This window comes from Pseudomonas sp. GW-45 (assembly GCF_056896675.1).
This window is the reverse complement of sequence record NZ_CM167674.1, coordinates 2,969,661-2,982,647: the sequence shown is the minus strand read 5'-3', so window position 1 is coordinate 2,982,647 and position 12,987 is coordinate 2,969,661. Positions and strand designations below refer to the sequence as shown.

Genomic DNA, 12,987 nt, shown 5'->3' with positions numbered 1-12,987 from the left:
TCGATGAAATACCCGATGACAAAGCAGGGCGCCGAAGCCCTGGAAGTCGAGCTGAAACACCTCAAGACTGAGATGCGTCCGCAGATTACCCAAGCAATCGCAGAAGCGCGCGAGCTAGGCGATCTGAAGGAAAATGCCGAGTACCATGCTGCGCGCGAGCAGCAAGGCATGGTTGAAGCGCGTATTCGAGATATTGAAGGTCGCTTGTCGAATGCGCAGGTGATTGATGTCGCTACTATCGTGCCTACGGGCAAGGTGATCTTTGGTACCACTGTGACCATCGCTAACGTCGATACCGAAGAGCAAGTGGTTTACCAGATCGTTGGTGACGACGAGGCTGATATCAAGCTGCGCAAGATTTCTGTTAGCTCGCCCATTGCCCGCGCCCTGATCGGTAAGGAAGAAGGCGAAGTGGTTGCCGTGAGAACGCCCGGCGGCGTGGTGGAGTATGAGTTGGTCGAGGTGAGCCACAAGTGACACCGGCTCCTGCTGGCCGCCGCGGTCGAGTAGTCTGGCAGCTGGCATTGACGCTGTGGGTGGGTGGCGTCTGGGCTGCTCACTTTGTGTTGCTGCCCGCGCTTGAGCATATTGGTTTGGCGCCGTTGCTGGTTGATGATGTCAGCAGTCTGCTGCGTCCGATCATGCTCGGTTTTGCGGCAGTGTGTGCGGTATTGCAGTTATTGGTATTGGTGAGCCATCAAGGTGGTCGTTTTTGGCGGGATTTGCGGGGGCAGTTGCTGCTGGTGGTATTAGTGGCAGCCGCATGTTTTTTCGCCGTGCGCGCGTCCTCGCAAGAGCTGTTCTTGTCGTTATTCTGCTATTTGGTGGTCGCTTTTGCCGGCCTAGTGTTGATACTGCAGCCGAGGCCTGACGAGGGGCGCTGAGCGCCCCTTTTTACTGTCGCGCCTTAGAAGTCCTTGAAGCGCTTCAGGTTTGACAGGTTATCGTTGGGGGTCTTGGCGCGGCGCAGCAAAATTGCCATCTTGCCGATTACCTGCACCAATTCGGAGCCACTCTGCTTGCAGGCGTCGTTGATCAACGCTTGCTTAGCGTCGCGGTCACTGACCGTCACGCGGATCTTGATCAGCTCGTGATCGTTCAGTGCTCGATCCAGTTCGGCCAGCACACCTTCGCTGATCCCCTGCTCACTGATGATGACGATCGGTTTAAGATGGTGGCCGATGCGTTTAAGATCTTTTTTCTGTGCGGAACTGAGCGCCATAATGGTCCGTTTGATGATTTAATGAGTGTGAAGACACTAGTCTAACCGGCGGCGCGTCCCGCTGCACGAGGTATTCCGTGGCACAATCAAAGACCAGCAAGCGCTGGCTGAAAGAGCATTTTGATGACACCTTCGTTAAGCAGGCACAAAAGGACGGTTATCGTTCGCGTGCCAGCTACAAGTTGCTGGCAATTCAGGAGCGCGATCGCCTTCTTAAGCCAGGCATGACGGTGTTGGACCTGGGGTCGGCCCCCGGTGGTTGGTCTCAGGTGGCTAGTCGCCTGATCGGCGAGAAAGGACGAATTATTGCTTCCGATATTTTGCCGATGGACAGCATTCCTGATGTCACCTTTATTGAGGGTGATTTTACCGAAGATAAGGTTTTCGAAGAGATTCTCGCGGCCATCGGTGATACGCAGGTAGACCTTGTTATTTCCGATATGGCCCCCAATATGAGTGGTACACCCGAAGTGGATCAGCCGCGCGCTATGTATTTGTGTGAGTTGGCACTGGATATGGCGGGTCGCGTATTGCGCCCTGGTGGTGATTTTTTGATCAAGGTGTTTCATGGTGAAGGCTTTGACGACTATTTCCGTTTGATGCGCGATCAGTTCGACAAGCAGGTCACCCGCAAGCCCGACGCATCACGTGGTCGTTCACGCGAAACCTACTTGCTTGGCCGTGGATTCAAAGGACGGTCGTGACAGGTTTGTGCGACTTCGTACCTTGGGGAATTACCTCTGTAAGCGGCGGTCTATTAAAGGCTAAACGACACAGGGCGTTACACAGCGCTAACTGCCGGCATCACCCAAACTGGTGTAAGGTAGTCAATTGGAACAAGACTCAGCGAGGCTCCCGTCTTACGGACGATGGAGCAAGAGGGTAACGATTTGAACGATATGGCGAAGAACCTGATCCTGTGGTTGATCATCGCGGCGGTGCTGGTCACGGTGATGAACAACTTCAGCAAAACTAGTGAGCCCGATGCGCTTAACTATACCCAGTTCCTGGAGCTGGTGAAGGATCGTCAGGTCGAGCGCGTGACTGTGGACGGTTACATCATTACCGGCAAAGAGCGCGGTGGTGAAACATTTAAAACAGTCCGGCCCGCCATTCAAGATAATGGCCTGATTGGCGATCTGCTGAATAACGACGTCATTGTTGAAGGTAAGCAGCCAGAGCAGCAAAGCATCTGGACTCAACTGTTGATTGCCAGCTTTCCGATTCTGATCATTATTGCCATTTTTATGTTCTTTATGCGCCAGATGCAGGGCGGTGCGGGCGGCAAGGGTGGCCCCATGAGCTTTGGTAAGAGCAAGGCGCGCATGTTGACTGAAGATCAGGTCAAGACAACCTTTGCTGACGTTGCCGGTTGCGACGAGGCTAAAGAAGACGTGGCTGAGTTGGTTGAGTTTCTGCGCGACCCTGGCAAGTTTCAGCGCCTGGGTGGTCACATTCCACGCGGCGTACTCATGGTCGGCCAGCCTGGTACCGGTAAAACGTTGTTGGCCAAGGCCGTTGCCGGTGAAGCCAAAGTGCCGTTCTTTACCATCTCGGGTTCTGATTTCGTCGAAATGTTTGTCGGTGTCGGCGCGTCCCGTGTGCGCGATATGTTTGAGCAGGCGAAGAAGCATGCGCCCTGCATTATCTTTATTGACGAAATTGATGCTGTTGGTCGCCACCGTGGCTCCGGAATGGGCGGCGGTCACGATGAGCGCGAGCAAACGCTTAACCAGTTGTTGGTCGAGATGGATGGCTTCGAGCCAAACGACGGCATTATTGTCGTTGCCGCCACCAACCGCCCTGACGTGCTGGATGCGGCACTGCTGCGCCCAGGCCGCTTCGACCGCCAGGTTGTGGTAGGGCTGCCGGACATTCGCGGGCGGGAGCAGATCCTTAAGGTACACATGCGCAAAGTGCCAATGGGTGATGATGTGGTGCCGGCGATGATTGCTCGGGGTACTCCTGGTTTCTCCGGCGCAGATCTGGCTAACCTGGTTAACGAAGCTTCTCTGTTCGCTGCGCGCTCCGATAAGCGTGTGGTAGACATGCATGAATTTGAGATGGCCAAGGACAAGATCATGATGGGCGCTGAGCGCAAATCAATGGTTATGTCTGATAAAGAGAAGCTGAATACCGCCTATCACGAGTCAGGTCACGCTATTGTCGGACGCTTGGTTCCTGAGCACGACCCGGTTTATAAGGTCACCATTATTCCGCGCGGTCGTGCGCTGGGGGTGACCATGTTCTTGCCTGAGGAAGATCGCTACAGCTTGTCCAAGCGCGCTTTGATTAGCCAGATATGTTCCTTGTTTGGCGGTCGCATTGCTGAAGAGATGACGTTGGGTTTTGACGGCGTCACTACCGGTGCGTCCAACGACATCATGCGTGCGACTCAGTTAGCCAAGAATATGGTGACCAAGTGGGGCTTGTCGGAGAAGCTCGGTCCGCTGCTTTACGCCGAAGACGAGGAGCAGAGCTACGGTCGAGGTGGCGCTAGCGCTGCCGTTTCCGGGGAAACCGCCAAGATGATCGACGAAGAGGTTCGCAGCATCATTGATGGCTGCTATGCCACTGCTCGCCGGATGCTTGAGGAGAATCGCGACAAACTGGATTTGATGGCTGAAGCGTTGATGAAGTACGAAACTATCGATGTGAAGCAGATTGATGACATCATGTCCGGCCGGCCGCCGCGTGAACCAAAGAACTGGCAGGGTGACGACAAGTCGGGCCCAGGTTCTATCATCACACCGGACGATGCCGGTGACAGCAAGCCTGATCAGCCACCGAAAGACACGGGTGCGATTGGTGGGCCTGCCGGGGAGCATTGATTTAGCAATGAGTTCCTCCCTCCAAAGCTCCCGGCTGCCTTGTGGCAGTCGGGAGCTTGATCTATCCCGTGTACATATCATGGGTATCCTCAACGTAACGCCTGATTCCTTCTCTGATGGTGGTCGCTTCGACCGACTGGATGCTGCGCTTGCGCATGTGGAAAGTATGCTCAATGCCGGCGCGACCTTGATTGACGTGGGTGGTGAGTCCACTCGGCCGGGTGCGGCGCCCGTTTCGACCGAGGAAGAGTTGCATCGCGTTGTGCCGATGGTCGAGGCGATAGCCTCGCGGTTTGACGTGGTGATCTCGGTGGACACCAGCACCCCCGAGGTAATGACTCAGAGTGCAGCAGTTGGCGCCGGTTTTATCAACGACGTGCGTTCACTGGAGCGTGATGGAGCACTGCAGGCAGCGGCTGCTACTGGCTTGCCGGTGTGTTTAATGCATCGCCAAGGCGAGCCTGGCAATATGCAGGATCAGCCTCGTTACGCCAGCGTGGTGGATGAGGTAAGTGCGTATCTGGTCGCTAGAGTCGAGGCCTGTGGGCTTGCAGGAATTCCAAGTACTCAATTAATACTGGACCCGGGATTTGGCTTTGGTAAAACACTGGAGCACAATTTACAGCTCTTTGCGCAATTGAAAAGCCTGCGGCCCGTTGGGTTGCCGCTGTTGGTCGGCGTTTCGCGCAAAAGTATGATCGGCCAAGTGCTGGATAAACCTATCGATCAAAGGCTATACGGCAGTCTTGCTTTGGCTGCCCTTGCTGTGCGCGACGGTGCGCGAATTATCCGTGCGCACGATGTTGCGCAAACCGTGGATGTTGTACGGATGGTCGATGCTGTTATGAGCGCGACTTCCTGCAGCGCGGAAAAATAATCAGGAATATACCGAAAATGGAAAAGCGTTATTTTGGGACTGACGGCATTCGTGGTCGGGTGGGTTCCTCACCTATTACCCCCGAATTTATGTTGAAGCTAGGCTGGGCGGTCGGGATGGCCTTCAAGCGACAAGGTGCTTGCCGCGTGTTAATCGGCAAAGACACCCGCATATCGGGCTATATGTTCGAGTCTGCGCTAGAAGCTGGGTTGTCTGCTGCGGGCGCGCAGGTTCAGCTTCTCGGGCCGATGCCGACGCCAGCCATTGCTTATTTGACGCGGACCTTTATGGCGGATGCAGGCATTGTTATCAGTGCATCGCACAACCCATATTATGATAACGGTATCAAGTTCTTCTCTGGAGATGGCAGCAAGCTACCCGATAGTCTGGAGCTCGAGATAGAGGCGCTAGTCGACGCTCCTATGCAGGTGGTCGAGTCAGCGGATTTGGGTAAGGTGGCGCGCGTAGAAGATGCTTCTGGGCGTTATATCGAATTCTGCAAGAGTAGTGTGCCTACTAGCACCAGCTTCAAGGGCATGAAAGTGGTGCTGGATTGCGCCCACGGCGCCACTTACAAAGTGGCCCCCAGTGTATTTCGCGAGCTGGGCGCAGAAGTGCATGTTATTGGTGCCCAGCCAGATGGCCTGAATATCAATTCCGGGTTCGGCTCTACTGATTTGAAAGCTTTGAAAGCTGAGGTTCTGCAGCGTAAGGCGGATATTGGTATTGCCTTTGATGGCGACGGTGATCGCGTGATGATGGTTGATCATGAAGGTTGCGAAGTCGATGGGGATGAGCTGCTCTATATCATCGCAGTGGAGCTGCAGCAGCGAGGCTTGTTGCAGGGTGGTGTGGTCGGCACCTTGATGAGTAATTTGGGGCTGCAATTGGCGCTTGAAAAGCTGGATGTGCCCTTTGTTCGAGCCAATGTTGGTGACCGTTATGTAATGGCTGAGTTGCGCGCGCGTGGCTGGATTGTGGGCGGCGAGGCTTCCGGACATTTGGTGTGCTTGCATCATACTTCTACTGGCGACGGTATTATCGCTGCTCTGCAAGTCCTAAAGGCTTTACAGCGTTCTGGTCAGACACTGTTCGAAGCTAGGCAGGGTATGTTCAAGTGCCCGCAGAAGCTCATCAACGTTCGTTACACGCCGAGCGCTATCTCGCCCGTCGAGGACGCCAGTGTATTGGCAGCCGTTGCTGAAAGCGAAGCACGCATGGGTGAGGCTGGTCGGGTGCTACTGCGCTTGTCTGGTACCGAGCCCTTGGTGCGGGTCATGGTTGAAGGGCAGGATGCCGCGCTGGTCGAGCAAGAAGCGGCTTACCTCGCCGAAGTAGTTGCACAGGTATTCGCCGAGTAAAAAGGCGGTTGTGTCCCTGTTGCAACTTGGTTAAGATTGGCGCCCGCTTGGGTAGAGAGGTTAGGCATGCGTCGTCCGCTAGTTGCCGGAAACTGGAAAATGCACGGTTCACGGCAGTCGGTAGAAGTGCTGCTGCAGCAACTTGCTGCCCAAGATTGGCCAGAGCAGGTTGAGCTGATGATTGCGCCCCCTGCGTTGTATATAGGTCAGTGTCATGAGGCTTTACAGGCCACGCCGGTTCGAGTTGCTGGTCAGACCTGTGCAACTCAGGCCGAACCTGGCGCGTTGACTGGTGAGATATCACCAGCGCAGTTACGCGACGCAGGATGTGAATTTGTTCTCGTGGGGCATTCTGAGCGACGCGCGTTGTTTGGTGAGACCGACGAGGTAGTATGCCGAAAGTTTGCTGCTGCGCTGGCTTGTGGTCTACGTCCGGTGCTTTGTGTCGGCGAGACGCAGGCTGAACGTGACGCTGGTGAGACCACGTCGGTAGTGGCTCGTCAGTTGCAGGTAGTCTTGGACGCCTTCGGTGTTGGTGGTTTGGCTGAAGGGGTGGTTGCTTATGAGCCCGTTTGGGCTATAGGTACAGGCCAGACTGCGAGTCCTGAGCAAGCTCAGGAAGTGCACGCAATGATTCGCGCTCGACTGGCGATGCTGGATGACGAGCAAGCGCGGAACGTACAGATTGTATATGGCGGTAGTGTGAAGGCTGATAACGCCGAGGCGTTGTTTTCCATGCCGGATATCGATGGGGGGTTAGTGGGTGGGGCCTCCCTCAACGCAGATGAATTTGGCGCGATAGCACGTGCCGCGGGACGAGTGTAATGATTGAGACCGTAATTATAGTACTGCACCTGCTGGTAGCGATCGGCCTGGTTGGCCTGGTTTTGATGCAGCAGGGCAAAGGTGCTGAAACTGGCGCTTCTTTTGGTTCTGGCGCGTCAGGCACCGTTTTCGGTAGTCAGGGTTCCGGTACTTTTCTGAGTCGCCTAACTGCGGTTCTGGCAACAATTTTCTTTTTGACTTCGCTGGGTTTGGCTTATTATGCCAGCCATAAAGCGTCAGCAGGCCAGGAGGCTGGTTTGCCAGCCCCTGCGATGCAGATTGAGCAGTCCGATCTTGAGCAGCCGCTAAGTGAAGATGTTCCAGTCATTGATGAGCAGGTTTTGCCCGCTCCTACTGGTCAAGATGTACCGCCAGCAGCAGAGTGAAGCAACAGTAGTTCCTCGGTAAACAGTTTTGCGGAAGTGGTGGAATTGGTAGACACGCTATCTTGAGGGGGTAGTGCCTTAGGGTGTATGGGTTCGAGTCCCATTTTCCGCACCAATCAAGTAAGGGCCTGTATCGACAGGCCCTGTTCTTTTCAGGGGTGAGCGCACCGGTTGTCTTGTTTGGCTTCCGGGCGTATAATTCACGCCCTAGATTCGACGCGGGGTGGAGCAGTCTGGTAGCTCGTCGGGCTCATAACCCGAAGGTCGTAGGTTCAAATCCTGCCCCCGCAACCAGTCAAAGGCCCCTTTTTAGGGGCTTTTTGTTAGGGCGCTTGTCGCAAGGCTGGCGCCAGTTCTGGACTTCGTTGCGATGAAGTGGCCAGAGGCACTATGGGCTATAGGCCCATTTTTTATTCATGGATCAAAAGGGCGGTGAACGTGTCCGGCAAAGTGACTGAGTTGGAGAGCCTGCTGGTCCCGATTGTCGAAGCATTGGGCTACAGCTGTTGGGGCATTGAATACCTGTCCCAGGGGCGGCATACCTTGTTGCGGGTGTATATTGAGCATCCGGACGGTATCAGTGTTGAGGCCTGTGCTGCAGTCAGTCGGCAATCCAGCGCCGTGCTGGATGTTGAGGATCCGATTTCCGGTGATTACACCCTGGAAGTTTCATCCCCTGGTATGGATCGCCCTCTGTTTCGGCTTGAACAGTACGCTGACTATGTTGGTGAACAGGCCAAAATCAAACTGCGTGTGCCCTATGACGGGCGGCGCAATTTTCAAGGTGTGATTCGCGGAATTGAAGGGGAAGACGTCATCCTGCAGGTAGAGGATCACGAGTACCTGTTGCCGATTGATTCGATCGACAAAAGTAATATCATTCCGCGTTTTTGAGCATATTTCGGGCTCTTGTAGCCCCAATGGATGGCGTTAGGCGAGGCAGACGATGAGCAAAGAAGTGTTGCTGGTTGTGGAATCCGTTTCCAACGAGAAGGGCGTTCCGCCCGATGTGATCTTTGAAGCACTTGAATTGGCGTTGGCAACAGCGACCAAAAAGCGTTTCGAAGATGAGGTGGATGTCCGCGTGGCGATCAATCGCCAGACCGGCGAATACGAAAGCTTTCGTCGCTGGACCGTCGTGATCGATGAAAACTTCGAAGAGCCCGATATGCAGCTGACGCTGGATCAGGCTCAGGAGCGCGATCCCGCACTCACCATTGACGACGTGATCGAAGAAAAGATCGAGTCGGTCGAGTTCGGTCGTATTGCTGCGCAGATTGCCAAACAGGTGATCGTGCAGAAAGTACGTGAAGCCGAACGGGCGCAGGTGGTTGATGCCTATCGCGATCGCCTGGGCGACATCATCAGCGGCACTGTTAAGAAAGTGACCCGTGACAGTGTGATCGTCGACTTGGGTAATAACGCCGAAGCGGTACTGCCGCGCGAAGAGATGATTCCACGCGAGACGTTTCGTACCGGAACTCGTATTCGTGCGCTATTAAAAGATATTCGTACCGAAAATCGTGGCCCGCAACTTGTGTTGTCGCGCAGCTGCCCGGAAATGATCATCGAGCTTTTCCGTATTGAAGTGCCGGAGATTTCCGAAGAGTTGATCGAAGTCATGGGCGCTGCCCGTGACCCAGGTTCGCGAGCCAAGATCGCTGTGCGCTCCAAAGACAAGCGTATTGATCCGCAAGGTGCTTGTATCGGTATGCGCGGTTCACGCGTTCAGGCGGTTTCAGGCGAGCTCTGTGGTGAGCGTGTTGATATCGTGCTGTGGGACGACAATCTCGCGCAGTTCGTAATCAATGCCATGGCGCCGGCTGAGGTGGCCTCCATCATCCTTGATGAAGACACTCACACAATCGATCTGGCAGTAGCAGAAGACAATCTGGCGCAAGCCATTGGCCGTAATGGTCAAAACGTTCGTTTGGCCAGTCAGCTGACCGGTTGGACGCTGAATGTTATGACCGAGGACGATATTCGCGCCAAGCAGGAAGCCGAAACTGGCGATATTCTGCGTAACTTCGTTGACGAGTTGGATGTTGAAGAAGAAGTCGCGCAGATGTTGGTGGACGAAGGCTTTACCACGCTGGAAGAAATTGCCTACGTACCGATGGAAGAAATGCTCGATATCGACGGCTTTGACGAAGATATCGTCAATGAGCTGCGTGCCCGGGCCAAAGATCGCCTGCTTACCAGGGCGATTGCTAATGAAGAAAAACTCGAAGAAGCACAGCCTGCTGATGACTTGTTGAATATGGATGGTATGGACCGCGCGTTGGCTTTTAAGCTGGCTAGCAAGGGCATCCTGACAATGGAAGACTTGGCTGAACAATCCGTCGACGACCTGCTCGATATTGAAGGTATAGACGAAGCCCGCGCCGGCACCCTGATTATGGCTGCCCGCGCCCCCTGGTTTGAATAACCGGTCGGATTAGGCGACATCACCCTGCGCAAAAACAGGGAACCGACTGAGGAGAGAAGTGAATGGCGGAAGTGACGGTCAAAGAATTAGCTCAGGTAGTAGGTACACCTGTGGAGCGCCTGCTACAGCAGATGCGCGAAGCAGGCTTGTCCCAGACTGCCCCCGAGCAGGCGGTGAGTGACGACGAGAAGCAGACTCTGTTGACGTTCCTCAAGAGCGCACATGGTGATTCCGGCTCCGAGCCGCGCAAGATCACACTCAAGCGTAAGACAGTCAGCACCCTGAAAGTAGCAGGCAGCAAGACCGTCAATGTCGAAGTGCGCAAAAAACGTACTTACGTCAAGCGCGAGCCTGGCGAGATTGAGGCTGAAAATCAACGCGAGCAAGAAGAAGCGCGTGCGGCTGAAGAGGCGCGCTTGAAGGCTGAGGCAGATGCTCAGCGTCAGGCTGAAGAGGCTGCCAAGAAAGCTGAAGAGCAACCCTCTCAGGCCGCAGAGCCCGTTGCAGCTGAAGAGCCTGCGCCTGTTGCTGCGCCAGTTGAACCTGTTGCTGCGCCGGTCGCTCCGGTTGCGCCTGTGGTTGAGCCGGCTCCGGCACCTGCCGAGCTGCACAAGAAGAAAGAAGAGAATCGCCGTAAAGCCCGCGAAGATGAAGAAGAGCGTGGCCGTAAACGCGCTGGTGGGCACGGTAAAGATAAAGGGCGTCATGCGCCCCGTATCAATGACGAAGACGAGGCCTCTCGTCGCCGCGGTGGCGGTGGCAAGCTCAAGGCGAACAAGAAACGTAACCAGCACGGCTTCGAGAAGCCGACAGGACCGCTTGTGCGAGAAGTTGTAATCGGCGAAACCATTACCGTGGCTGAGCTGTCCCAGAAGATGTCTGTGAAGGCCGCTGAGGTCATCAAGTACATGTTCAAGAACGGCAACATGGTGACTATTAACCAGGTGCTCGACCAGGACACGGCAACCATCCTCGCTGAGGACATGGGCCACAAGGTCAAGCAGGTCAAAGAAAGCGCACTGGAAGACAGTCTGGTTGAGTCCATGGTGCATGAAGGCGATCAGGTAAGCCGTGCGCCAGTGGTTACCGTTATGGGTCACGTTGACCACGGTAAAACCTCGCTGCTTGACTACATTCGTCGTGCCAAAGTGGCTTCCGGTGAGGCGGGTGGTATCACCCAGCACATCGGCGCTTACCACGTTGAAACCGATCGCGGCATGGTTACCTTCTTGGATACCCCCGGTCACGCGGCGTTCACCGCCATGCGTGCACGTGGTGCCAAGGCTACTGACATCGTTATTCTGGTTGTTGCAGCCGATGACGGCGTAATGCCACAGACCGAAGAAGCCGTGGCGCACGCCAAGGCTGCAGGTGTTCCGCTGGTCGTTGCCGTCAACAAGATCGATAAGGAAGACGCTGATCTGGATCGTATTAAGAACGCGCTGTCTGCGCTTAATGTGATCCCGGAAGACTGGGGTGGCGATACCATGTTCATGCCTGTTTCGGCCAAGGTCGGTACGGGTATTGACGAGCTGCTTGAAGCTGTATTGCTGCAGGCTGAGGTATTGGAACTCAAGGCTCAGCCTTCTGCCCCAGGTCGTGGCGTAGTGGTTGAATCGCGCCTCGACAAGGGCCGTGGACCGGTTGCTACTGTGCTCGTACAGAACGGTACGCTGCGCCAAGGCGACATCGTCCTGGCCGGCGTCAACTATGGCCGTGTGCGCGCCATGCTTGACGAAAATGGCCAGCCCATCAAGCAGGCAGGCCCGTCGATTCCGGTAGAGATACTGGGTCTGGATGGTACGCCTGATGCTGGTGATGAGCTGACTGTGGTGCTGGACGAGAAGAAGGCGCGTGAAATTGCCTTGTTCCGTCAGGGTAAGTTCCGCGAGATCAAGCTAGCGCGTCAGCAGTCGGCTAAGCTGGAAAACATGTTCGAGAACATGGGCCAAGACGAGAAGAAGACACTGAACGTTGTGCTTAAAGCCGACGTTCGGGGTTCTCTGGAAGCGCTGCAGGCCTCTTTGACTGAGCTCGGTAACGACGAAGTTCAAGTCAAGATCGTTTCCGGTGGTGTAGGTGGTATCACTGAAACCGACGCCAACCTGGCACTCGCGTCCAACGCTGTCGTTTTCGGCTTCAACGTGCGTGCTGACGCTGCTGCTCGCAAGATCATCGAGAGCGAAGGTCTTGATCTACGCTATTACAGCGTGATCTACGAGATCATCGACGATGTTAAAAAAGCGCTTGGCGGTATGTTGGGCAGCGATGTTCGCGAGCAGATTCTCGGTGTGGCCGAGGTGCGTGACGTGTTCCGTTCGCCAAAGTTTGGCGCTATCGCAGGCTGTATGGCGATCGAAGGTACTCTTTATCGCAACCGTCCAATCCGTGTTTTGCGCGAAGACGTGGTTATCTACGAAGGCGAGCTGGAATCTCTGCGCCGCTTCAAAGATGACGTCGCTGAAGTCCGCAACGGTATGGAATGCGGTATCGGCGTGAAGAACTACAACGACGTTCGCAGCGGTGATCGCATCGAAGTGTTCGAGCGTGTACAGGTTCAGCGTAGTCTGTAACCCGACAGCGGTGGCCGGCCCCGGTCACCGCCTGAAATTCGTAACAAACTCCGGCCTGTTCAGCAGTCCGGAGTTTGTTGCTTGAGATAGGTAATATGGCAAAAGAATATAGTCGTACTCAACGGGTAGCCGATCAGATGCAGCGCGAACTGGCGCTGCTAATCCAGCGCGAAGTACGTGATCCGCGTCTCGGCATGGTTACCGTCACTGCGGTGGAAGTCAGTCGCGATCTGGCCCACGCCAAAGTATTTGTTACCTTAATGAACAAGGATAGCGCAGAAGATATTGCGCTTAACCTTGAGATTCTCAAGGATTCTGCAGGGTATCTGCGCATGTTGCTTGGCCGCTCAATGAAGCTGCGCAGCATTCCCGCGCTGCACTTTCATTATGATGAAAGCGTGCGGCGTGGCGCGCATCTTTCTTCTCTGATCGAGCGGGCTGTGGCGGAAGACGGCCAGCATCCTGACGATAAAGAGGATTGAAG

General features: G+C 55.1%; 13 protein-coding genes and 2 tRNA genes. 14 read left to right on the top strand and 1 reads right to left on the bottom strand.

Annotated features, from left to right (window positions below):
- Positions 1–3 precede the first annotated feature (3 nt).
- Complete coding sequence (greA, locus tag AC1XYH_RS13825) at positions 4–477, top strand: transcription elongation factor GreA (RefSeq protein ID WP_483323745.1); 474 nt, start codon at positions 4–6, stop codon at positions 475–477.
- The gene (locus tag AC1XYH_RS13820; protein ID WP_483323744.1) at positions 474–884 is read left to right on the top strand and encodes a DUF4149 domain-containing protein; all 411 of its coding nucleotides are present in this window, start codon (positions 474–476) and stop codon (positions 882–884) included. Before greA ends, AC1XYH_RS13820 begins: the two co-directional genes overlap by 4 nt.
- A 23-nt stretch (positions 885–907) precedes the next feature.
- On the opposite strand, the gene yhbY is transcribed toward AC1XYH_RS13820, so the two are convergent.
- Positions 908–1,222: a ribosome assembly RNA-binding protein YhbY gene (gene yhbY / locus AC1XYH_RS13815; protein WP_483323743.1), complete on the bottom strand. Its 315-nt coding sequence runs from the start codon at positions 1,220–1,222 to the stop codon at positions 908–910.
- A 77-nt stretch (positions 1,223–1,299) separates the two neighbouring features.
- Between yhbY and rlmE the strand changes: the two genes are divergently transcribed.
- From rlmE to rbfA, 12 genes are all read left to right on the top strand, one after another.
- Complete coding sequence (gene rlmE / locus AC1XYH_RS13810; RefSeq protein ID WP_483323742.1) at positions 1,300–1,926, top strand: 23S rRNA (uridine(2552)-2'-O)-methyltransferase RlmE; 627 nt, start codon at positions 1,300–1,302, stop codon at positions 1,924–1,926.
- Positions 1,927–2,121: 195 nt separating this feature from the next.
- Positions 2,122–4,053: an ATP-dependent zinc metalloprotease FtsH gene (gene ftsH / locus AC1XYH_RS13805; protein WP_483323741.1), complete on the top strand. Its 1,932-nt coding sequence runs from the start codon at positions 2,122–2,124 to the stop codon at positions 4,051–4,053.
- 7 nt (positions 4,054–4,060) lie between these two features.
- Complete coding sequence (gene folP / locus AC1XYH_RS13800) at positions 4,061–4,930, top strand: dihydropteroate synthase (protein WP_483323740.1); 870 nt, start codon at positions 4,061–4,063, stop codon at positions 4,928–4,930.
- Positions 4,931–4,947: 17 nt separating this feature from the next.
- Entirely contained in the window at positions 4,948–6,291 is a 1,344-nt protein-coding gene (gene glmM / locus AC1XYH_RS13795; RefSeq protein WP_483323739.1) for a phosphoglucosamine mutase, read from the top strand.
- 66 nt (positions 6,292–6,357) lie between these two features.
- The gene (gene tpiA / locus AC1XYH_RS13790) at positions 6,358–7,116 is read left to right on the top strand and encodes a triose-phosphate isomerase (protein ID WP_483323738.1); all 759 of its coding nucleotides are present in this window, start codon (positions 6,358–6,360) and stop codon (positions 7,114–7,116) included.
- Positions 7,116–7,502 (top strand): preprotein translocase subunit SecG, encoded by a 387-nt coding sequence (gene secG / locus AC1XYH_RS13785; protein ID WP_483323737.1) that lies wholly within the window; start codon positions 7,116–7,118, stop codon positions 7,500–7,502. The genes tpiA and secG overlap by 1 nt, the downstream gene beginning before the upstream one ends.
- A gap of 30 nt (positions 7,503–7,532) precedes the next feature.
- Positions 7,533–7,617, top strand: a tRNA-Leu gene (locus AC1XYH_RS13780).
- Positions 7,618–7,719: 102 nt separating this feature from the next.
- Positions 7,720–7,796 (top strand) — tRNA-Met (locus tag AC1XYH_RS13775).
- Positions 7,797–7,940: 144 nt separating this feature from the next.
- Positions 7,941–8,396 carry a ribosome maturation factor RimP gene (gene rimP, locus AC1XYH_RS13770; RefSeq protein WP_483323736.1) on the top strand — a complete coding sequence of 152 codons (456 nt, stop codon included), beginning with the start codon at positions 7,941–7,943 and terminating at the stop codon, positions 8,394–8,396.
- A gap of 52 nt (positions 8,397–8,448) precedes the next feature.
- Positions 8,449–9,930 carry a transcription termination factor NusA gene (nusA, locus tag AC1XYH_RS13765; protein ID WP_483323735.1) on the top strand — a complete coding sequence of 494 codons (1,482 nt, stop codon included), beginning with the start codon at positions 8,449–8,451 and terminating at the stop codon, positions 9,928–9,930.
- 62 nt (positions 9,931–9,992) lie between these two features.
- Positions 9,993–12,503: a translation initiation factor IF-2 gene (infB, locus tag AC1XYH_RS13760; RefSeq protein ID WP_483323734.1), complete on the top strand. Its 2,511-nt coding sequence runs from the start codon at positions 9,993–9,995 to the stop codon at positions 12,501–12,503.
- Between the two features lie 95 nt (positions 12,504–12,598).
- Positions 12,599–12,985, top strand: coding sequence for a 30S ribosome-binding factor RbfA (gene rbfA / locus AC1XYH_RS13755; protein ID WP_483323733.1), 387 nt, complete (start codon positions 12,599–12,601; stop codon positions 12,983–12,985).
- The last annotated feature ends 2 nt before the right edge of the window (positions 12,986–12,987 follow it).